This window comes from Pedobacter sp. (assembly GCF_046462515.1).
Lineage (GTDB): Bacteria > Bacteroidota > Bacteroidia > Sphingobacteriales > Sphingobacteriaceae > Pedobacter.
This window is the reverse complement of record NZ_JBKGVD010000004.1, coordinates 249,823-272,541: the sequence shown is the minus strand read 5'-3', so window position 1 is coordinate 272,541 and position 22,719 is coordinate 249,823. Positions and strand designations below refer to the sequence as shown.

The following is a 22,719-nucleotide window of genomic DNA, read 5'->3' as shown; positions in this document are numbered from 1 at the left end:
GATGAATTTATTGATACAATACCTTAAACCTTATAAATGGACGGTCATATTTGCGCTGTTCTTAGCTGCCTTAAACATAGGTTTTTCATTAATGGATCCTTATTTTACCGGACGAATAGTAGATAACTTTATAGAGAAAAAAGACCATCTGCAAAGAACTGAATTTGTTTGGGGAGTACTGGGCTTGATAGGCTTGGCAGTAGGAGCGGCTATGGTATCGCGTATTGCTAAAAACTTTCAGGATTACTTTACCAATATTATTGTACAAAAAGTAGGGGCAAGAATGTACGCTGATGGTTTAAAGCATTCATTAGAACTTCCGTACCAGGTGTTTGAAGATCAAAGAAGTGGAGAAACCTTAGGTATCTTACAAAAAGTTAGAACAGACTGCGAGAAATTTATTACCTCCTTTATCAGTATTTTATTTGTAAGCTTAATAGGGATGGTATTTGTAATCGTATATTCTTTAAGCGTAAGTTATAAGGTTACTTTAATTTACATTGCATCCATTCCAATTATTGCATTTGTAAGCTGGTTTTTAAGTCGTAAAATTAAGGTTATACAACGTAAAATTGTAACCGAGACTACGGCGCTTGCCGGTTCTACCACAGAGTCGCTCAGAAATATTGAACTGGTAAAAAGCCTAGGTCTGGCCAATCAGGAGATAGATAGACTCAATAAAACAACCTATAAAATATTAGGTCTCGAATTGCGCAAAGTAAAATATGTAAGGAGCATGAGCTTTGTTCAAGGTACTACGGTTAATCTGGTGCGAAGTACTATGGTTGTGGTATTGCTGATCCTTATTTTTGACAATGCCATATCGCCTGGACAGTATTTCTCTTTTTTATTTTATTCTTTCTTTCTGTTTGGACCTTTACAGGAATTGGGTAATGTAATTTTAACCTGGCGTGAGGCAGAGGTGTCTTTAAATCGTTTTAAAGATATTTTGAATACTCCTGTTGATCAAAAACCTCAAAACCCGGTTGCTTTAGATAAAGTGCGGAAATTAACTTTTGATCAGGTTAGCTTTAAGCATCTTACAGGAAAGAACAATGCTTTAAATCATATTAATTTTAATGTAAATAGTGGAGAAACGGTTGCCTTTGTTGGCCCTTCAGGCTCTGGAAAAACCACCTTGGTAAAACTTTTGGTAGGTTTATACCAACCAGTTGAAGGAGAGGTTTTTTATAATGATATACCAGGTAACCAAATTAATCTGGATCAGTTGCGCGAAAAAATAGGCTTTGTTACACAAGATACTCAACTATTTTCAGGAACAATCAGAGAAAATCTACTGTTTGTAAAACCCGATGCTACTGATGAAGAATGTTTAACAGTTTTACGTCAGGCGGCATGCCATACCTTACTGGCAAGAGCAGAAAAAGGCTTGGATAGTGTGATTGGTGAGGGAGGCGTTAAGGTTTCAGGAGGAGAGAAACAACGGTTATCTATTGCAAGAGCTCTTTTACGTAATCCTGATATTTTGGTTTTTGACGAGGCAACTTCTTCATTAGATTCTATCACAGAAGAAGAAATTACAGCTACCATAAAAGACGTTTCGGTCTTAGAACAGCATATTACCATACTTATTGCACATAGACTATCTACTATACGCCATGCAGACCGTATATACGTGCTTGAAAAGGGCCATATTATAGAACAAGGTGGTCATGATGATTTGTTGGCTGAAAAGGGCTTATATTACGCCATGTGGCGCCAGCAGGTTGGAGAGCGGGCCGATTAGAGACGAAAATAAGATGTTAAAATAGAAGGGGGCTTAAGCCCCCTTCTATTTTATAATTTTTAGCAGATACTCGCCATATCCGCTTTTAACTAACGGTTCAGCGATCTTTCTTAACTGATCCGCATTAATAAAATCCATGCGGTAAGCGATTTCCTCAATGCATCCAATTTTTAGGCCTTGTCGTTCTTCAATAATTTGAACGAATTGTCCGGCTTGCATAAGCGAAGCGAAAGTTCCTGTATCAAGCCAGGCTGTTCCTCTACTCAGAATACCTACTTTAAGTTTACCACGTTCAAGATAGATTTTATTCACATCTGTAATTTCATATTCCCCACGTGCGGATGGTTTAATGTTTTTCGCGATTTCAACCACGTCATTGTCGTAAAAGTATAGGCCAGGTACCGCATAATCAGATTTAGGCTCTTTAGGCTTTTCTTCTATGGAAATCACCTGATGATTTTTATCGAATTCCACAACCCCATATCTTTCAGGATCTGATACTTGGTAAGCAAAAACAACTCCTCCTTCAGGATTGGCACTGTTTTGTAATAGCTTTGCCATACCATCGCCGTAAAAAATATTGTCACCAAGTATAAGTGCTACTTTGTCTTTCCCTATAAATTCTTCCCCTATTACAAAAGCTTGGGCTAATCCATTGGGTTCAGGTTGTACAGCATAGCTAAACTTACACCCTAATTGTGAACCGTCTCCCAAAAGCTTTTCAAAATTTGGAAGGTCATGCGGAGTAGAGATAATTAAAATCTCCTTAATACCTGCTAACATTAAAGTAGAAAGTGGATAGTATATCATCGGCTTATCGTAAACCGGCATCATTTGTTTGCTGGTTGCGAGTGTTAAAGGATGTAAACGGGTTCCACTTCCTCCGGCTAAGATTATTCCTTTCATATAAATTTAGCTTAGTTTGCTTTGGGTATTGATTGCAGTTATACATTTTTCCAAACTGTTGCGCCAGTATGGAATATCTATGTTAAAGGTACTCTTTATTTTGTTTTTATCCATTACCGAAAAATGAGGGCGTTTGGCCTTGGTTGGATATGCACTTGTAGGTATTGGGTTTACTTTTACAGATAATTTACCTATCTCAAATATTGCCTTGGCAAAATCGAACCAAGAGGTTACACCTTCATTGCTGTAATGATAAGTGCCATACTGGTTACTATTTGAAGCAATGATGTGCAAAATAACAGCAGCTAAATCCATGGCGTAAGTAGGTGTGCCAACCTGATCAGCGATGATATTCAGCTCATCTCTTTCTGCACCTAGCTTAAGCATGGTTTTTGTAAAGTTATTGCCATGCTCAGAATAAAGCCAGCTTGTACGCAAAATGAAATATGCCTTTAAATTCTCTGAAATTCTTTTTTCGCCATTTAACTTGGTTAAACCATAAACGTTAATGGGGTGGGCTGTGTCTTCCTCTGTAAGAAGTTTTACGGTATTTCCTTCAAATACAAAATCGGTAGAGATATGAATAAGTGTGGCATTAAATTCATGGCATAGCACCGCTAAATTCTTTGCACCTGTTTCATTTACTGCAGCAGCTATATCTTTTTCGTCCTCAGCCTTATCAACGGCTGTATAAGCAGCACAATTGATTACATAATTGGGCTTTACACCTGTAAATAACTTATGCAAAGAATTTTCATCTAAGATGTTAGCACTTCCTTCTTCAGGAAAAATAATATTTGTGATACGATCAGCTTTTGCTACATCTTTCAGACAATGCCCTAGCTGCCCGCCGGCACCTATTACTAAAATTGTATTATCCATAAGTTTAATTCAAATTTTAGCGGCCGTTATATTGTTTTTCGTAATAAGATTGATAATTGCCGGAAGTTACATTGTTTAGCCATTCTTCATTGGCTAAATACCAGTCCACCGTTTTTTCCAGTCCCTCTTCAAATTGCAGACTTGGGGTCCAGCCTAACTCTTTTTGTAGTTTAGTTGAATCTATTGCATAGCGAAGATCATGACCGGCCCGGTCGGTAACAAATGTAATGAGTTTGGCAGATGTTCCAGGCTCTCTGCCCAGTTTACCATCCATGATTTTGCAGAGTAAATGGATAAGGTCAATGTTCTTCCATTCATTATGACCACCGATGTTATAGGTCTCTCCGGTTTTAGCTTGATGAAAAATCACATCAATAGCTCTTGCATGATCCTCTACCCATAACCAATCTCTTACATTTTCTCCTTTACCATATACGGGTACCGGTTTATTATTTTTAATATTATTGATTGCCAAAGGAATTAACTTTTCAGGAAAATGGTGAGAACCGTAGTTGTTAGAACAGTTAGAAATTACACAATCCATTCCATAAGTATCATGATAAGCTCTTACAAAGTGGTCTGAACTTGCTTTTGATGCCGAATAAGGACTATGTGGATCATAAGCCGTTGTTTCGGTGAACATACCTGTTTCGCCTAAAGCACCATAAACTTCATCTGTACTAATGTGATAAAACCTTTTATGTTCATAATCGCCTTTCCAATACTCTCTTGCTGCATTTAGCAGGTTTACGGTACCTATTACATTGGTCATCACAAATGCAGTAGGGTCGGTAATTGAGCGATCTACATGACTTTCGGCAGCTAAATGAATAACTGCAGCAAAATTCTCACGGCTAAAGAGCTGGTTAATTGCCGAGGCATCTGTAATATCAATTTTTACAAAACTGTAATTAGATTTATCTTCAATGTCTGAAAGATTTGCCAGATTACCTGCATAGGTAAGCTTATCTAAATTTACAATATGATAGTCGGAATATCTATTTACAAAACGACGTACAACATGCGACCCGATAAAGCCTGCACCTCCGGTAATTAAGATCTTTTTCAATTTAGTATTGTTTTTGTTTGTAACAAAAATATAAGAATCTGTTTAAGAATAAAATCCAATGCTAATTAATGCAATGTTAAGGTAGATTTTGGGCAACAACTTCTAATTCATTGTACCATTGCTCTCCATATTTCCTAATTAAAGGTTCTCTTAAAAATTCAAACACTTTTATATTAAGCTCACGGCCAAAACTGCAGGCATCATGGCAAATATGCCAGCGATCATAATTGAGCGCATCGAATTCTGGATATTTTGTAATACGTATAGGATAGAGATGACATGATATTGGTTTTTTCCAGTCTACCAAGCCTTGCTCATATGCTTTTTCGATAGCGCATTTGGTTATTCCATTTTCGAAAGTAACATATGCACACTCCTTATCTCCATCTACACAGGTAGTGGTAAGATCACCATCAGAGTCGGTTACTGAGGTGCCAAACTTCTCAATGGCTTCAATGCCTTTTGGTGCTAAAAGATGCTTTATCTTAGGATATATTTCTTCTAATATCAGCTTTTCATGATGATCTAAGGGAGCCCCAGAATCGCCCTCTACACAACAAATGCCTTTACACTTATTTAAATTACAAACAAATTCCTGTTTAAGCACATCTTCGTGCACTAAGGTTCCGTCAACTTCAATCATCATTTTCCAATAGGGTATTTTAGGCCTTCGGCCGATTTAATTTCTAGAGTAACCGCGCCAACCAAAATCTCTACCTGAGCTTTTACCGGTACACGGTTATTGTCATCCGTTATCCAAAGATACAGTTTACTGTCTTTTCTAAAAACCCTTCCCGGTTTAATAGAAGGACTAAATTTCAGACATCTAATTTCGCCGAGTTTGGTTTTTATCACTTCTTTGCCTATGTATTCTATTTCCAAAGAAGATATTTCTTCTCCTAGAAAATAGTTAAGCTTAAAAGTGTCATTTATGTTGAGTTTAGAAATATCTAAGCTACGGGCGAAATAATAGGCAGAAACCAAATCAAATGTTTGTGTTGTAGGGGTAGTAAAAGTGCCACGGTTTGCAACCACTTTTTTTGCATCCTGATAAAATCTTGCTTTGTCTTGTCTGCGGTAACTGGCTTCACGTATATTTTCCTGATAAAAATAAGGTGTAAGGTCTGTTTTATCAATGTAAGAATCATAATGATCTCTAATCTTATAAAAGATATCAAAAGTTCCTGATGTTTGTGCATCAACAGATAGCCTGTATGTAGGCTTATTATCAAACTTCATATCTGAAGGAAGCACTTTTAAAGTTGCTTCGGCCGCTGTAATGATGCCATACCTTAGTCTATAAGTAAGGACTTCGCCTTCATTAAAGGCCGGGTCTTTTTTTAAAGGGAGTTCTTGTGCAAACCCTGAAAGAGTAATAACGCACAATAAAACAGATGAAACAATCTTTATCATATTATACGACAAAACAAAAAGTAATCCAAAAAAGAATTAGTCTTTTCGTTTATATAGTGGTACGGTAGAGCAAGGTTCGCCATACATAATGCTCTTTACTACAGGAGTAAGTAGATTGGTAATCTCCACATAGGCAGAAACGGGTACATTTAAATCTGCACAACCCTTTATCACTACCCTTTGGTCTTTATATATATTTAGATCTATATGCGCTAATGCTTTGGTAAACAGAATATTTTCTAAAACTTCAAGATTACCAAACACAACTTCGTTTGCATAAGGTTTCATTTTGTTTGCCAACAACATATAAGCCCAAGTAGGCACAATTGCATCTGTAGAGCAAATGATAGCAATATTCTTTCCTGTATATTGAGACCAGTCATGTTCTTTTATGAATGCTCTGAAATCTTTTTCCTTTAAAATCAGGCCATGAAAAAGATTGTCTTTTATATCATACACTACTCTTTCACCTTTATTATAGTAATCTTCCAGATTAAAGGTAATTAAGCCACTGTTAGCTACTTTATTTATGAAGTTTTCCTGTATTTCCATAACTATTTCCGGTAATAAAAAAACCGCCTTTAATTACTTAAAGACGGTTACAAATTTACGTAATAAAGATTAATAGAATTTCACTCTATTGTCTTTTATATCAGCTTTATCCTGTAATACTTGGAATGCATTACCAAAAGCACGTTGTGCAATGCTTGAAAGCATGGTTTGTTTTTGTTTATAAGTATTATCCAGAGGGGCTGGATTGGTAAATCCTATTACGGTGAACGCATATACTCCTCTTTCTCCCTCAATAGCTTTAGAAAGCTTACCAGCCTGAGAACCAAAAACAGCTCCTGTAAACTTATTTTCCTGAGCTAAACCTGGTATAACCGGATTAGCAAAAACAAGATTTTCAACATCAACCGCGCTTTTACCTAATTTTTGAGCCACTCCATCTATATTTGAAGCTCCAGAAAGTGCAGCATTCATTTTTTCAGTTAGTATCTGTGCTTTTTTAGCATTTAATACCATTGGCTCAATTTGTTTTTTAACATCCTCTAAAGCCAACTGACCTTTTGGTTGTATAGCTGTAAGCTTAACAACTACATAATCATTATCCATTGTGTAAACCTGAGGCAATACAGTACCCTTTTTAGCATCGTAAGCATCTCTGATTACCTGGCGAGGGTTATCTAAGCCAGGAGCATAGCCCTGAGTAGGCGTAATTCTGTCTGCAACGCCAACAGTGTATCCATTCTTTTGCGCTAAAGCATTAAAGTTGTCTGACTTAACTTCGTTTAAGAAAGCCAGTGCTTTTTTGTAAGCAGCATCTCTTGTTTTCTGACTAGGAGCTAATGCTTTTTCTATATAAGCCAGTTTAACCACTTTTGAGGCACCAATTTGCTTTTCGATTTTAATTACATGAATACCAAACTGAGATCTAACTACTTTAATATCTCCTGTTTTACCATCAAAAGCAGCATTTTCAAAAGCAGGTACCATTGCACCACGGGCAAAGGTTCCTAGTTCTCCACCATGTTCTTTAGAACCATCAACACTATAAGTTTTGGCAAGTTCAGCAAAGCTAGAACCTTTTAACGCTAAGTTCTTTAATGAATCAGCAAGTTTCATGGCTTTTGCTTCGCCACCAACTTTTGAAGGATCAATTAAGATATGGCTTGCTTTAACTGAATCTGGCGATATACGGTTACCTACAACTTTAATGAGCTTATAAGAATTACCAGAAAATTTAGGACCATAGAAACTACCTGCAGGATAATTGAAGATTACAGAATCAACAGCTGGATCTAATTTTCCTTTAGTAATGTAAGTATAAGGAATTTTTACATCAGAGTTATTTGCTGCAAATAATGAGTCGTTTGGCGTGCTCTGGAAATCAGCAGCCAATTTTTCTACTTGAGTTTTGATTAATGCGCTGTCTGCTGCAGTAGGTTTAATGCTAAAAGAAACGTATTCTAATGATCTGGTTTCAGTAGGGTTAAAGAAACGTTTTTTGTTTGCATCAAAATAAGCTTGGTAATCTGCATCAGTTAACTTAGCATCTTTGTCTAAAACAGAGCTGTAGTCTAAGTTCACATATTTTAAGCTGGCTAATTTATTTCTGTTCACATATTCATCATTAGCTTCTAATGAAGTTACATAAACAGAGTTGCTTACCAGATTATTGTATTTCTGTTGTAAAGCTTGTTTTTCAATTTCATTTTGCAACAAATCCCACTGCATTTTTAAATTAGGATCTTTTGACTGTGCTTTTAATGAATTGATAATAGCAGCATGATCGATTTGTCCGGTTTGTGGATTTCCGAAATATTGCATAATTAGCGGGCTTGGTTTTTTACCTTGGATAAGGTCAAAAAGCTCGTCGCCAGATACACTTAAACCTACGCGGTTATATTCTTTGTTTAATAAAACATTGGCAACCTCGTACTGCCAGGCTTGCTCAACAGCCATAGCTTGCATTTGAGGATTCATGGCACCATATTGCTGTTTAAATTGAGCGGTAGTTTGGTCTACTTTGGTATTAAACGCCTCGTAGCTGATTTTTTCTCCATCAATGCTCCCAACTTCGTTACGAGATGAACCAAAAATAGCTGTACCTTGTTGTAATAAAGGTTCCAAAACAAATAATGCTAATACTACTGCAATACCTCCAACCAAAAAATAGCCCATTTTGGTACGCATGAAAGTCATTAATCCCATATTATTCTATATTCTATTGTTTTTTACTTTTTTAAAGAGGGCGCAAGATACAAATTTGAAACTAATTAGAAAATATTAAATTTCAAGTTTTAGAATAGATAAACTACTCGGTTTAAAATACTTAAATTAAGGATTTGTGCCGTTTTTTAAATAAGCCTGCCCCGAAGGCTGGGATATGGTATAAGTGCTGAAATCCTGCGGAGCAGTAAACTGAGCTCCACTTAGGATACTACCGTCTTTAAACCTTACCGTGCCGCTGGGAGAGAAATAAGTTTTTTTATTTTCATCCCAAGTCAATTCTTCGGTAATGAAGGTCATACTTTCATTTACTACAGTAACATTCTTTTTAAAAATGGTAAGCCGTTCACCTTCTTTGTTGATGGCATAATCAGAAGTAATACTTCCTTTTGATTGTTGGTTATCATCAATGAAATTGATTTTTACACCTTTTGGCATTTCATTATAAGGACTTCCGTTTGATGGAGTAACCTTATCGAGAATCGGGGCATAACCTTTGGCTTTTACTTTTGCAGAATCACTGTAGATCAGTTCTACACCTAAAGTTCTGTCTTTTGTAAGACTAACTTTGGTGTTAGATATTGAGCTGGCTTTTTTAAGGTCATCATCATTGCAGGCTATTAATAACACAGCCAATATACCTGCAATCCATATACAACTTAAATGATTTCCTGTTGTCATTAATGTTCACAATTTAATCGAACTTAAAGCGTTGGAACCATCTGTCGTTTAGCATGAAGCCTAAACGGAAATTGATATAGTTTTCTTTAATCAATCCATTGGTTAAAGAACCTCTTTTTCCTATCTCAGCACCAAAATTCATTCTGTAAAATGAAGAACGGGCATAAGAAGACAATGGTAAACCTAAGCCTACTGTAATAGCCATTTGCTTAACATCAGTATTGTTGATTTGAACGTATGTTTTATCGTATGAAAATCCTAAGCGATAATCAACACGTTTAAAATAGCCATTGATGGCAGATACATCAGGTGTAAATTGTCCTCCTACTGATATGCCATAAGTATCTGTAAGATTTTGATTGTTTCCATCTAATCTGAAATCAGACCATTTACCCATACGATAATCTGCTCCGAACAACCATTTGTTTTCTTTATAGATACTGAAGCCTATATTGTGTAAAAGAGGTAATTTCATGTTAGAACTATTGTTTACCACATGATCTAAGGTATCTAATGCACTTAATTCTTCGCCTACACTATTTTTCAAATAAATGGTATTAACAATGCTCGATTTTGATTTTAAACTGGATGGTGCTGAACCTGAATATCCGATAATTAAAGAAGTCTTGTTGTCAAGTTTAAAGTCAAACTGTGCTCCATAGCTATAAGTTAAACCACCAATGTTGTTTTTATGCTGGGATCTCGAATTAAATGATCCTGCATCAGCATTTTCTGTTGAAGTGCTTTGTATCAGGTTACCAAATAAATATTCTGCATTAGCCCCAATTCTGAAGTGATCTCCAAACTGAATACCATAGCCTAAATATGCTTTAGACAAACCTCCTTCGCCAGCATAAATGTGATCAAATGATTTTCCGCCAATATCTACTGTATTTTTAAAGTTATAACCCAACTCTGAATATGGTAAGAGACCCAAACTCAAAGAAGACTTAGAGGTTACCGGGAATGCCATGGCTACATGACTTAATGTAGAATTGAAACTACGCTCTGATAAGCTATTGCTTTTAAGTGTAGTAATATCGCCGCTTAAGCCAATGTCTAATGTAGTTAAACCAATACCTGCGTAAGAAGCCGGATTTCCGGTATTAATATTACTAATGTAGCTACTTCTGAAAACGCCCGCAGAAATACCGCCCATTGAACGTTGTTGTGGCAGGGTTGTGCCATTTAAATTTCCTACACCAAATTTTGAATAAGGAGATTGTACGGTAATTTGTGCTAAGGCATTAGAACCCACTAAAAGCAGTAATGCAAGCTTGATATATTTTAGTTTATAACTCATTCTATAGTGTAATAACTTCGTTCAGTCCTTTAAGAACCCAATGGGGTTCATATATTATTTGGGGTGCAAATATGCTATTTTTTAACTGTTTAGTCAAAAAAACTGCATCTCCACCGGTTAAAATTATCTTTAAATCAGTGTACTTATCATTATAATTGGTTATAAAGCCAATAATCTCATTTACAGCACCTTGTAATACTCCGTTTTTTATCGCATTAATTGTATTATCGCCTTCGGGTATCATATCATCATCTCCGTTCCATGTTACCAAAGGTAAACGATCGGTATAATGGTTTAAAGCCTTAAAACGCATATTAATCCCTAGGCTGATACTTCCTCCGAAGTATTCAGAGCTTTTGTTTAACAGGTCGTAAGTAATACATGTTCCTGCATCAATCATCAGACAATTTGTTTTTGGCAAGAGCTGACCCGCTGCAATAACCTTAGCCCATCTGTCTAAACCTAAGGTCTGACCAGATTGATAATAACTATGCACATTGCCTGTAACAGAAGTAGTAAATTCTATATAATTTACTTTGTCTTGTAATAAAGCGGTAATGTGAGTTATATCATGATTAACGCTTGAAACCGTAGCATTTATTATTTCATATTCTTCAATAAGTTTTAGCAAAAGCAAATCATCCAATTGTTCTGATCTTTGATAAAAAACTATATTTTTTTTATCAAAAATGGCAATCTTACTATAAGAATTGCCTATGTCAATTACGAGATTATGCATTAAGCATCTGTCTTATTAAGTATTAAAATCCGAAATAATAAAGGTTAAAAACCTATTTTACTGCACAAAGCTATTAATCTTTGCTTAGTTTCAAGCTATCAATTTGTTAAAAAAGGTTAAACAAACAAAAAGTATTGGATGCAAATAATAAGTATCGCAAAGAGGCTTTCGTAAATCCATCTTCTTTGCGCACTAACAAAATAATAGGCAATGAGCACCGATCCTGTAGGTACACAAAGGATAAAATGACTAACAGTAACGCCGGGTTTGGTATAAAAACTTATCAGACTAATTAAAAACATAAAGAAAAGCATTTGAAAGGCTTTTCGTGTACTGATAAAGCTTCTGAAAAAGTTTTCTCTGAGCTGTAGGGCAGCCATAATGATGATGATACTTACTGGAATTAATACCAGATAATCTTTATAGTTGATCTGTAGAGAAGTAGGAAACTTATTGGTTAAAGGCTGCCATATAGCTAAAAACCTGTTTAAACTATCGTTTAAATAGTAAAAAACTGCAATAAAAAAGAAAATGGTAAGGAAGCCAATGATTCCGGATAACCATTCTCGCCAATTAAATGGCCTGTACAATAACAGGCTTAACCAAAGCATGGCAAACAATACAATGAAAGGAAAGTAAATGAGTGTGCCAATAGCGATGATCATACCCACATCGAACATCAATCCCATTGCACTTGGCATTTTAGCCAGTTTTAAAAACTTATCTATAACTAAGAGAACCAGAAAATTACAGATAAGCGGAGGACTTAATACTAGAAACTGCAAGAAAAGACCCGAACCAGTAATATATATCAACGCTGGTATATAGGTAGGTTTGGGCATTAACGTGTGATTGTTAATGATTCTGTTGAACCATAATGCCTGTATAAATACAATTATTGCAGCAAGTATAATGTTTATTAAAGGAGAAAAACTGCTTTCTGGTAATTTTAAAAAGAATTGAGTATAGGGTTCTAAAAAATCAAAAGTTAAGGTTTCTGGTAGATCTAAGAAGATAGCAATACGCATGAACAGCGTATAAACTGCCAAAAACAATATATTAATAGGATTTAAATTTCTGAACTGATTAATCATGCCTGTTATACAAAGGCAAAGTAAATAAATTTATCTGGCAAATGTATTTACTGTGTGCTGAATTATCTGAGCAGTCTCATTCGGAAAATCAAATTGGTGATGCTGGGGTTCTGTAACAAATTTTTGCAAAACGGGCAGCCAATTATGGTTGCTGCCCCATATTACAGGTATTCCGAGTTGTTTAAGTGCATAAGCATTACATTGTTGCTCGTACTGAAAACGCATAGGTGCAACCAATAATTTTTTACCTAAAAATAAAGCTTCAGAAGGGCCTTCAAAACCTCCGCCTGTAAATACACCCTCGCAACTGGCCATACTAAGGTTAAACTTTTCATTATTTACCGGTTCAACAATTACATTGGTATCAGTATAAGAAGTTTTGGTATGTTTTGAAAAAACCTGCCAGATAACCTGGGGTATCTGCTTTAGTAATTTAACCAAGTCTTTATCATCTATAGCTGGCAGATAAACGGTATAATGTCCCTTATTTGAAGGCTTAAGGTTTCTTATTTCACTTCTGATAACAGGGGTATAAATAAAGTCGTCATAACGTTCAAAATGAAAACCAATGTGATGAGTAGTAGGTGCATACCTGCTTAAAATTATTTTACCCCAGTCAATGGTTTTAGGTCTTGGAACCTTTCTGGACTTAAATGCAGCTTGATGACTTAACGAAACACTTTCAATTCCCTGTAATTTACAGGCCCAGGCTGTTACAGGTTCAAAGTCATTTATGATGAGATTGTAGTCTTTTAAAGGAATGGATTTCATGTCTTTTCTGAATTGGAAAAGATCCATGTTTTTCCATGTTTGATAGTGGTTTACGCCACCTTTTTTCCCGAAAATAAAACTAAAGCCATGTAATTTGTATTTTACTTCCTGTATTAACTGTACATCGGCCTGTGTTCCTGAGATCAGGATATCTAATTCGCCATGCTGCTGTAATAAGGGAACAATTTCACGAGCTCTGCTAATATGTCCATTTCCGGTGCCTTGTATGGCATAAAGTATCTTCATCGAGCCCTAATATCACAAAAAATATATATCTAAGCAATTTCTAATTTAATCTTTTTAAGCAACGTTTGTACATCTAACTTGCTTTGCAGATCCTCTCCGTCTGAAAGTTGACCATATTCTACTTCCTCTTCTTTTGCAAACTGTTTTGCATCGTACTTAAATATGCTCCAGGTGTGATCATTGTACTCTAAGGCGGTTAGATTTTCGATCCAGTCGCCACTGTTGAGGTAGAGCACTTCTCCATCATCTGTATTGATTGTTCTTTTTTCCGGCTGATGAATATGGCCGCAAACTACATATTGATAACCGCTGTTAATTGCCAGACCGGCAGCTGTTTGCTCAAAGCTGTTAATAAATTTTACGGCATCCTTAAACTTGGCCTTTATTTTTTTAGAGAAACTCATTTTCTCTCTTCCAAATAATTCCAGGTACCAGTTTACCATGCTGTTCAACAGAATTAAACTATCGTAACCAATAGCACCTAATTTTGCCAGCCACTTAGAATGTTGCATGGTAATGTCAAAGATATCGCCATGAAAGAACCATGCTTTTTTACCATCCAGTTCCAAAACAAGTTTATTCTGCAGATAAAAAGAGCCTAACTGCATATCTGCAAATTTTCTCAGCAGCTCATCATGATTGCCTGTTAAATAATATACTGGAACACCTTCTACCACAAATTTCATAAGTTTTCTTAAAATCTTCATGTGCGTTTCGGGCCAGTAACGTTTGCTGAACTGCCAGATATCAATGATATCTCCATTTAAGATAATAGTTTGGGGCTGGATGCTTTTTAAATATTTGAGAAGTTCTTTTGCCCTGCATCCGTAAGTACCTAAATGTACATCAGAAATGACTACGATTTCCACTTTGCGTTTTTCCATAGAGATATATGCTTAAAAGTTCAAACTTCTTCTGTCTTTAAACACAGAAGGGATTTGAGACAGGTCATTAATCATCTTCTTCGCTAAGGGTAAGCTCAAACGGACTAAAGTAAAACGCAACAATTACGATTACACAAATAATTACAAATAATTCTGGCATTCAATCTTTTTTTGCAAAGTTGTACTTTGCAGATTAACAGATTGTTAAGGGGTTATTATATTTGGTTAAAATCGAGCAACAAAAAAGGTTTGAGCTTTGCTCAAACCTTTTTTACAAAAAATATAAAATCTTTATTTTTTCTTTTTGTTCTCTGTATAGAAAGCCAGGCCTAAAAAGCCTAACAGTAAAATAGATCCGGCAAGTGATATTTTTTCTCCGGTATAATAGGAAGCGGGTTCAAATTTGAATTCTACTTTATGGTTTCCGGCCTCTAACTGAGCTGCTCTTAAAACATAGTCTGCTCTGAAATAAGGCTTTTTAACTCCGTCAATGTACATATTCCAACCTTTATCATAATATATCTCAGAGAAAACAGCAACTACATCTCTTGGAGCGCTGTAACTATACTCAATATGATCAGGATGGTAATTTTCCATTTTAATAAAGGCACTTGGATCAGCACCTAAACGGGTGGTATCAATATACTTTTTGAAACTTTGATCAACAATAGCTTCGTTTTTAGGATCGAAACTGCTGATGGCTTTCATTTCTTCGTCAGAATTTTTAACAAACTGAACGCTTTTTACGATCCAAACGTTACCCAGGGCCGAACTGTTTCTAGACAGTTTATATGATCCGTTCTGTGGATCGCGGGTAATGAAGTATTTAGCATTTAGCATGTCTAATACATCCTGATTAACGCTTTTGGTCAGTTGATTTTGTATCAACTCATCATATCTTTTCAGTTTTGCGGCATGATAGCCACCAATAGTTTTGTGGAATGCTGTTGCGCTCGCATCAGAGAAAGTACTAATGGTCTGGTCATAAACTCTAAAATTAGGATCTTTATCCGCCATGATGAAATTATCTACATCTCTTTGCTGAAAATAATTATTCAGCGCAGCTTTGCTTTCAAAATTATTGTTATTAAGATAGTTCCTGTCTACCTGCCACATATCAGCAAGAATAGCAAGAGCCAATAATCCGAAGGCTAATTGCATATTCATTTTTTTGTTGATAAACGCCCACACCAGTCCGAATGCTATGGCAATGAAAATTAAGGAACGGAAAGCATCTGCTCTTGCAATGGCAATACGGTCTTGAACTAATGCATCACCTATTTTATGTGCAAGAGTTGAGTTATTTTGCACCATTTGGGTTAACGCCTGAATAATTTCATTGTGGTTACTTGTTTTAAAACTAAAGAATAAGGTTGGTACTAAAGCTACAATTAAAGCAAAGCCACCCGTAATAGCAGCAGACCATGTAAGCTTTTTGGTAAGTTCTTTAGCGCTTAATGTACTGTTTTGTGCTTCTCTTAAAGCTAAAATAGCTAAAACAGGGAACATTAAACCTACAACAGCAAGTATAGATTCTACAGCTCTGAATTTATTATATAAAGGGAAATAATCAAAAAACAGATCGGAAACAAAAGGGAAGTTTTTGCCAAATGATAAAAGAATAAATAAAATAGAAGTGGCTAATATCCACCATTTTAAAGGGCTTTTAACAATGAATAAGCCAAACACAAACAGGAAGCAAATGATAGCGCCAAAATAATATCCGCCCTGGGTTCCTGGTTTTTCGCCCCAGTATTGCTGCATGTTTAATCCTTGTGCAAGTTGCTGAATAGCTTGTACAGTCTGATTGGGATCGCCACCGGTAACTTCGGCAATAGATTTATACATGTGGCTTTCAGGTTTAACCAGCTCATCGATACTTGTTGCACCACCATATAAATGCGGTATTAAGAATGTAAAACTTTCTCCAACACCCTGGCTCCAGTTATAAGCGTATTCTTTGCTCATACCTTTGTTCTTTTCAGAGTTCATGCTGGTAAGATTAGACTTACCTCTATTGGTTTCAGCCGCATATTCTGAAGTGGTCCAAAGTAAGCTGGCGTTAATCATAACAGCTAAAATAGCAGCTCCGGCAAGATAAGCTAAGGATTTCCCGAAAGCGGGTAATTGTTTGTTTTTATATGCATTATATACTTCAACAATGATTAAGATTAAAACACATAAGAACAAATAGTAGGTCATTTGTACGTGATTAGCCCTAATTTCTAAGGCCAGGAATAAGGCTGTTAAACTTGCACCCAGTAAATAACGCCCTCTTAGAGTCATAAATATACCGGCCAGTATAGGCGCAAAAAAGCCAATAGCTAAGGCTTTATTGCTATGCCCGGCTGCAATTAAAACAAAATTATATGTGGTAAATGCAAAAGCAATGGCTCCCGCGGCGGCCAGCCAGGGATTTACTTTTAGGGTAATGAATAAAAAATATGCACCAACAAGTAGCAGTAATACAGTGCCTACAGGGTTAGGTAAAGCTTTAGTAATTAACGCTATGCCATAGGTAGCTCCATTATACGCATATTGTACCCAGATTTGATAAGTAGGCATACCACCAAACATCTGGTTAGTCCAAAGAGGGCCTTTGCCATCTTTTTCTTTATACTCCATGATTTCTTTCTGCATTGCTTTAGATTGCAATACATCGCTTTGTATAGGTGCTTTGCCTTGTAGCACCGGGCTGAAATAAATAAAGCAGATAACTACAAATGCAGCAATAATGGCTAAATGAATGCCATTTTTATTAAACCAATTATTCATTAAAGGTATATTAAAATTAAACTCAGCCCAAAAATAGAAATTTGAACGAGATTAAAAAGTAAACTCTACGCTTTAATATAAAATTGATACGAGGGGGTGGTATAACTGTTGTGTTTAAAAACGACAATTAAATATGGGAAAAAGAAAATTATTTAACATCCTCGTACTCTACAAATTCCCCTAATTTGTCTGAGTTACCTTTTTTCTTTTTTTGAGGGATAAAGTCTATAGAAATTGATCCTTCAGGCCTTCTTGGTTTTTGGTAGTTATTTCCTGTGCCGGGATTTTGCATGTTGCTAAATGCATTTCTGATTGCTGCAGGAAAAATTAAACGCACTAAAACCCTAATTACCCATAAGATAATAATCGCAACTATAAGAAAAATTAACATGTACTTCATTTAAATAACGATTGTTACAAATATAGACGGATAATTTAATTTTTTGTTACCATTAAAAGGTTTCGTTGCATTATAATTACAAAGCAGAGGATTGAATTCAGGGCACAAGCAAACAAAAAAATACACATTTTCCTTGTGTAAGTTTAGATAAAAATCTTAAATTTATATTTCCGAGACAAGGGAGTATTTTTGTGAAAAAAGCCGGCGTAAAATACGCCGGCTTTTTTACTTTTATTGAACTGCCGTTATGACAACCGCACCATTTTTACCTTTTTCTCCAAATTCTTTCGTGGCCTGAGCAGCTTGTAAGAACTGGATATTATTAACCTTGGTTGGGTTAAGGTCAAGTACATTGTTTATGTTTGACTGAACTTTGTTAAGCATGATGAGAGGGGCTCCGCTTGGAAAAGCTTTTATGATCATGGTAGCAATATCTTTACCTGGTTTTGATGGAGAAGAACTGTTATTAAGGGAGAATCTAATGGGGATATTGTATTTGGTTCTTACAGGTTTTTTGTCTATCTGTCCTGGATTCCATCTTTTTGAAAGCTTTAATACACGTACAGCTTCTTCATCAGTACCATTACCTAAGCTTCTTTCTACTTTAATATCTGTAAGCGATCCGTCTTTCTCTACAACAAAAGATAAAAACACGTTACCTTGTGTTTTGTTCTTCAACGCCGCTTCCGGATATTTTATATTCTGGCTTAAGAAATCATAGAACTTTGCAATACCATCTGGAAAAGAAGGAGGTGTTTCCATCGATACAAAGTTATAAACCTTGTCTTGTTCTTTTTGACCTTGTGCTTTTGCGAAAAAACAGAGCAAAAAAAGTCCTGTTGCAATAAATGCAATGTTTATTTTTTTCATGATAATTACCTTTTAAGAGTTAGAGAAGTAAAATGTTTTAAGTGTAAATTTTATAGGAATATTGTATTTGGTTCTTACTGGTTTTTGGTTAATCTGGCCCGGATTCCATTTTTTCGAAAGCTTCAATACTCTTATAGCCTCTTCATCTGTTCCATAACCTAATTTTCGTTCTATTTTAATATCAGCTAAAGAGCCGTCTTTTTCAACAATAAAAGAAATGAAAACATTCCCTTGTATATTATTCTCAAAAGCCTCCTTAGGATAATTAATATTCTGGCTTAAGAAATCATAGAATTTTTCAATGCCACCTGGAAAAGAAGGAGGGTTTTCCATGGATACAAAACTATATACAGGCTCAGCAACATCTGGTTCAGGTGCTGAAACAATAACCTCAGGAAGCATAGTTGTGTTTTTATCGGGCTTAATAATAGGTGGGGGGAATTTTCTATTTTCCTGATTACGGTTAAGCTTGAATTTTACAGGGATAATATATTGACCTCCTTTTAATTTATTCGGAATATTATTCAGGGCATTTGCAATCTCTATTTGTAGACTTTCAGGAGCATTATCAGTGTTAATATGAGCAATTTTATTGCCGATAACTTTGAACCTTACCAACATAGAAGCTTCTTCGGCCTTATTAAGCGAAGTGACAGGATACTTTAAGTTTTTACTTAACTCATTATAAAATGAAGAAAGATCTGCAGATGAATTTTTAGCTGACGCTTTTGGATACTCAGCTATGGTTACTTTTTCTGAAGTAGTGGGAGGGATAACTTTAGTTAATACATCTTCTACTTCAACCATTTGTAATTTATCGGTTAATGCATTAATCTGAGGATTATCTTTAAATCTGGCTGATGATAACATTAATGCAAAAGCGATGGCAGGTACAGCTAGTCCATATTTTAGAACAGCTATTTTGGCAGAAGGTTGCTTATACAACATGGTTATTCTTTTCTTTACCATTGATTTCTTTAAAAATCCATGTGCAATAGAATTATTGTTTAAGCCAAAAGCCTGGTTAAGCAACAGCATGGCATAAGCTTCATTATCCCCATGTATTTTTGCGGCTTCTTTATCTGCTAAATACTCATGAAGATCTTTAATTGCATATTTATAAGCATATATTACCGGATTAAACCAGGTAATGATGGCAATTACTTCAAATAAAAGAACATCTATGGAATGAAACTGTCTAATATGTACATCTTCATGATGATTAATGGTTTTGCTATATGGAAGATTTGCATCTACTGCCTTTTTGCCTAAGAAAGAAAATGCAGAGCCATTCTTAATGTCTTTGAAGAGTTTACTTACTGCAAAAATCTGACAAGCTAACTTAATCAGAAAAAATATTATCCCCAAAAAATATGTAGCTACAACATAAGCCCACCAATTGGTTTTACTTTGCTCTACGGCATTTGCATTACTGGTCTCTATTATAAATTGATTGAACTGATTAACGCTATGTGATATATGGTGTGTTACAGGTTGCTGGGTAAACCAATCAAAATGAATAAATGGAATACATAGTGATAAGGTCCCTGCAGCAATCAAAAATATCCTGTTTAAAACAAAATAAGTTTCTTTAGCCAACAGTGTTCTGTAAAGCAGGTAAAAAACAATCAGATAAATATTTATCTGCAATAAGTAAAGTGACCAATTCATTTAGGTTTGTTCTTAAATTTATTGATTAGCTTTAAGATTTCATCTACGTCATTTACATCTAGTTTCTCTTCTTTTACAAAGAAAGAGAACATGCTTTCTACCGAATTTTCAAAGTAATTACCCAATAATTTTTCTGTAGCATGACGTTTATATTCTTCTTTTGATATAAGCGGATGATATTGATGTGCCTTGCCAAAAGCAGTATGGCCCACAAAGCCTTTTGTTTCTAAAATTCGTACAATAGTAGAAACTGTGTTGTAGGCTGGTTTAGGTTCTGGTAGTAAATCAATCATGTCTTTTACAAAAGCACTTTCTAATTGCCATAGCACCTGCATAATTTGCTCTTCGGCTTTTGTTAAATCTTTAATCTCCATTTTTATTTCAAATTATATAACAGCTGTAAATATTAACCCTAATATAAAACTAAATATTTAGTTTGACAAATATTTTTATATTTTTTGTTATTATTGAATGAAGTAAAGATTTAGCATAATGAAAATAGCTTTTCATGGGGCTGCCAGAAATGTTACCGGTTCTAAGCATCTGATAACTTTAGATAACGGGCAGAAAATATTATTGGATTGTGGTATGTTTCAGGGAATGGGGCATGAAACAGAAGAATTAAATGAGAACTTTGGTTTTAACCCCGCAGAAGTAAATGCGCTGGTGCTTTCTCATGCACATATTGATCATTGTGGCTTAATTCCTCGTTTAGTGGCACAGGGTTTTAAAGGAAGGGTTTTTTGTACGCCGGCCACAAGCGAACTGAGTAAGATATTATTGCTTGACTCTGCCAAGATACAAGCAGGAGATCTGAAATATAAAAATAAGAAACTGCTTAAAAGAGGTTTACCCCTAGAGCAACCTTTATATGATGAACAGGATGTATTATATGCGGTGGACTTCTTTGAAAAAGTACCCTATGATACAGAAATCGAAATATTGCCAGATGTAAGTGTAAGATTTCTGGATGCAGGTCATATTATTGGAAGTGCATCAGTGCATCTAACAATAAAACAGGGGAATAAATTTACCAGACTTTCTTTTAGTGGTGATGTTGGTCAGTATGGAGATATGCTGTTACGTCCGCCGCAGCCTTTTGCGCAGGCCGATTATATTTTATTGGAATCTACTTACGGCGATAGGTTGCATGAAGATGCGCAACCCACAGATAAAGCTTTATTGGAAGTAGTACAGAGAACCTGTGTAGAGAAAAAAGGAAAGCTCATTATACCGGCATTTAGTGTTGGGCGTACCCAGGAAATTTTATTTGTGCTGAATAACCTGAGCCTTGAAGGTAAACTGCCACAGGTAAAAGTGTTTGTGGATAGTCCACTATCAGCAAAGGCAACAAGTATTGTAGAAAATCACAGAGAAGGTTATAGTGATGAGGTATTGGATGTTTTAAAGATAGACGATAATCCTTTTGAATTTCCGGGTTTGACTTATATAGATGATGTAGAAGATTCGAAAGCCCTCAATTATCTTGAAGAACCTTGTATCATTATTTCTGCTTCGGGTATGGCTGAGGCTGGAAGAGTAAAGCATCATATTAAAAATAATATAGGAGATCGTAAGAATACCATTTTAATGGTTGGTTATTGTGAGCCGAACTCTTTAGGAGGAAGATTAAAGAACGGAGCAACGCAGGTAAGCATATACGGTGAGCTTTTTAACGTAGTTGCTGAGGTTGCCAGTATTCAGTCTATGAGTGCGCATGGAGATTACCAAGATCTGTTAAAATTTATTTCAAATCAGGATCCTACTAAAGTAAGAACATTATTTCTGGTTCATGGAGAATATGAGGTACAACAGGTTTTTAGGCAAAAATTATTAGCTGCGGGTTATAAAAATATAGAAATACCGTCTCGTCATCAGGAATTTGATATTTACTAAATGCTGATCAGGCCATTTTTAATTGCATATACCACCAGACCTGTCCTTGATTTGATATTAAGTTTGGCAAATAAGGCTTCTCTGTAATTATCTACGGTGCGTGGGCTAACTCCCATTTTATCGGCAATTTCTTTGTAAGTAAGTTCTGAACTGCAAAACTGTAAGAAAGCCAATTCCTTTTCTGTAAAGTGAGGGGTTAGTTTGTCGTTTTTGAGCGAAGTAAGGAGTCTGCCCGAAACCAATTCATTTACATAGAAACCTTTTTCAACCATCGTTACTATGGCTAAATGTAAATCAACAGGTTTAGATTCTTTAACAAGATAACCTCCCGCACCTGCTTTTAGCATACCAATGATCTCTTTTTCATTATCAAACATGCTTAATGCCAATACCAAAATATGAGGATAATTGTTTTTAATCCATTTTGTGCTTTCATATCCATCCATTAGCGGCATATTGATATCCATTAAAACCAATTGTACATGAGGATGTAATTTTATTTTATCCTGAAAATCTATGCCATTTTCGGCTTCAAAAGAAATAGAAATATCATCAAATTCATTGAGCAGGCTGGCTAACCCCGATCTAAATAAAGTATGGTCATCTACAACTGCTATTGAAATTTTTTTATCACACATG

Annotated in this window: 21 protein-coding genes; 2 read left to right on the top strand and 19 right to left on the bottom strand. The window is 35.5% G+C overall.

Annotated elements, in window-relative coordinates:
• The first annotated feature begins 1 nt into the window (after position 1).
• Entirely contained in the window at positions 2–1,747 is a 1,746-nt protein-coding gene (locus ACLHG9_RS04705) for an ABC transporter ATP-binding protein (RefSeq protein ID WP_410220368.1), read from the top strand.
• Positions 1,748–1,792: 45 nt separating this feature from the next.
• Here the strand turns inward: ACLHG9_RS04705 and rfbA are convergent, their stop codons facing one another.
• The 18 genes from rfbA to ACLHG9_RS04615 all read right to left on the bottom strand — a co-directional run bounded on the left by rfbA (position 1,793) and on the right by ACLHG9_RS04615 (position 20,558).
• The gene (gene rfbA / locus ACLHG9_RS04700) at positions 1,793–2,653 is read right to left on the bottom strand and encodes a glucose-1-phosphate thymidylyltransferase RfbA (RefSeq protein WP_410220367.1); all 861 of its coding nucleotides are present in this window, start codon (positions 2,651–2,653) and stop codon (positions 1,793–1,795) included.
• 6 nt (positions 2,654–2,659) lie between these two features.
• The gene (gene rfbD / locus ACLHG9_RS04695; RefSeq protein WP_410220366.1) at positions 2,660–3,535 is read right to left on the bottom strand and encodes a dTDP-4-dehydrorhamnose reductase; all 876 of its coding nucleotides are present in this window, start codon (positions 3,533–3,535) and stop codon (positions 2,660–2,662) included.
• 16 nt (positions 3,536–3,551) lie between these two features.
• A complete protein-coding gene (gene rfbB / locus ACLHG9_RS04690; RefSeq protein WP_410220365.1) occupies positions 3,552–4,604 on the bottom strand; it encodes a dTDP-glucose 4,6-dehydratase in 1,053 nt (350 codons plus the stop codon).
• A 76-nt stretch (positions 4,605–4,680) separates the two neighbouring features.
• Positions 4,681–5,247 carry a DUF3109 family protein gene (locus ACLHG9_RS04685; protein ID WP_410220402.1) on the bottom strand — a complete coding sequence of 189 codons (567 nt, stop codon included), beginning with the start codon at positions 5,245–5,247 and terminating at the stop codon, positions 4,681–4,683.
• Entirely contained in the window at positions 5,247–6,017 is a 771-nt protein-coding gene (locus ACLHG9_RS04680; protein WP_410220364.1) for a DUF3108 domain-containing protein, read from the bottom strand. The genes ACLHG9_RS04685 and ACLHG9_RS04680 overlap by 1 nt, the downstream gene beginning before the upstream one ends.
• 36 nt (positions 6,018–6,053) lie before the next feature.
• Positions 6,054–6,569, bottom strand: coding sequence for a DUF2480 family protein (locus tag ACLHG9_RS04675; protein WP_410220363.1), 516 nt, complete (start codon positions 6,567–6,569; stop codon positions 6,054–6,056).
• Between the two features lie 69 nt (positions 6,570–6,638).
• Complete coding sequence (locus ACLHG9_RS04670; RefSeq protein ID WP_410220362.1) at positions 6,639–8,714, bottom strand: SurA N-terminal domain-containing protein; 2,076 nt, start codon at positions 8,712–8,714, stop codon at positions 6,639–6,641.
• A gap of 144 nt (positions 8,715–8,858) precedes the next feature.
• Complete coding sequence (locus ACLHG9_RS04665) at positions 8,859–9,431, bottom strand: hypothetical protein (protein WP_410220361.1); 573 nt, start codon at positions 9,429–9,431, stop codon at positions 8,859–8,861.
• 13 nt (positions 9,432–9,444) lie between these two features.
• A complete protein-coding gene (locus tag ACLHG9_RS04660; RefSeq protein WP_410220360.1) occupies positions 9,445–10,734 on the bottom strand; it encodes a hypothetical protein in 1,290 nt (429 codons plus the stop codon).
• Position 10,735: 1 nt separating this feature from the next.
• Entirely contained in the window at positions 10,736–11,473 is a 738-nt protein-coding gene (locus ACLHG9_RS04655; RefSeq protein ID WP_410220359.1) for a type III pantothenate kinase, read from the bottom strand.
• 116 nt (positions 11,474–11,589) lie between these two features.
• Positions 11,590–12,567 carry a beta-carotene 15,15'-monooxygenase gene (locus ACLHG9_RS04650; protein WP_410220358.1) on the bottom strand — a complete coding sequence of 326 codons (978 nt, stop codon included), beginning with the start codon at positions 12,565–12,567 and terminating at the stop codon, positions 11,590–11,592.
• Positions 12,568–12,597: 30 nt separating this feature from the next.
• Complete coding sequence (locus ACLHG9_RS04645) at positions 12,598–13,584, bottom strand: glycosyltransferase family protein (RefSeq protein WP_410220357.1); 987 nt, start codon at positions 13,582–13,584, stop codon at positions 12,598–12,600.
• A gap of 29 nt (positions 13,585–13,613) precedes the next feature.
• On the bottom strand, positions 13,614–14,468 hold the full coding sequence (locus ACLHG9_RS04640) for a UDP-2,3-diacylglucosamine diphosphatase (RefSeq protein WP_410220356.1): 855 nt from the start codon (positions 14,466–14,468) through the stop codon (positions 13,614–13,616).
• Between the two features lie 291 nt (positions 14,469–14,759).
• Positions 14,760–17,243 (bottom strand): hypothetical protein, encoded by a 2,484-nt coding sequence (locus tag ACLHG9_RS04635; RefSeq protein ID WP_410220355.1) that lies wholly within the window; start codon positions 17,241–17,243, stop codon positions 14,760–14,762.
• Positions 17,244–17,391: 148 nt separating this feature from the next.
• A complete protein-coding gene (locus ACLHG9_RS04630; protein ID WP_410220354.1) occupies positions 17,392–17,643 on the bottom strand; it encodes a DUF4834 domain-containing protein in 252 nt (83 codons plus the stop codon).
• A 231-nt stretch (positions 17,644–17,874) separates the two neighbouring features.
• Positions 17,875–18,513 (bottom strand): energy transducer TonB, encoded by a 639-nt coding sequence (locus ACLHG9_RS04625; RefSeq protein ID WP_410220353.1) that lies wholly within the window; start codon positions 18,511–18,513, stop codon positions 17,875–17,877.
• A gap of 12 nt (positions 18,514–18,525) precedes the next feature.
• Positions 18,526–20,184 carry a TonB family protein gene (locus ACLHG9_RS04620; protein WP_410220352.1) on the bottom strand — a complete coding sequence of 553 codons (1,659 nt, stop codon included), beginning with the start codon at positions 20,182–20,184 and terminating at the stop codon, positions 18,526–18,528.
• Positions 20,181–20,558 carry a BlaI/MecI/CopY family transcriptional regulator gene (locus ACLHG9_RS04615; protein WP_410220351.1) on the bottom strand — a complete coding sequence of 126 codons (378 nt, stop codon included), beginning with the start codon at positions 20,556–20,558 and terminating at the stop codon, positions 20,181–20,183. Before ACLHG9_RS04615 ends, ACLHG9_RS04620 begins: the two co-directional genes overlap by 4 nt.
• A 118-nt stretch (positions 20,559–20,676) precedes the next feature.
• Between ACLHG9_RS04615 and ACLHG9_RS04610 the strand changes: the two genes are divergently transcribed.
• Positions 20,677–22,080, top strand: a complete 1,404-nt coding sequence (locus ACLHG9_RS04610; RefSeq protein WP_410220350.1) for an MBL fold metallo-hydrolase RNA specificity domain-containing protein — start codon at positions 20,677–20,679, stop codon at positions 22,078–22,080.
• On the opposite strand, the gene ACLHG9_RS04605 is transcribed toward ACLHG9_RS04610, so the two are convergent.
• The gene (locus ACLHG9_RS04605; RefSeq protein WP_410220349.1) at positions 22,077–22,718 is read right to left on the bottom strand and encodes a response regulator; all 642 of its coding nucleotides are present in this window, start codon (positions 22,716–22,718) and stop codon (positions 22,077–22,079) included. The two genes, ACLHG9_RS04610 and ACLHG9_RS04605, sit on opposite strands and share 4 nt — an antisense overlap.
• Position 22,719: the final 1 nt, after the last annotated feature.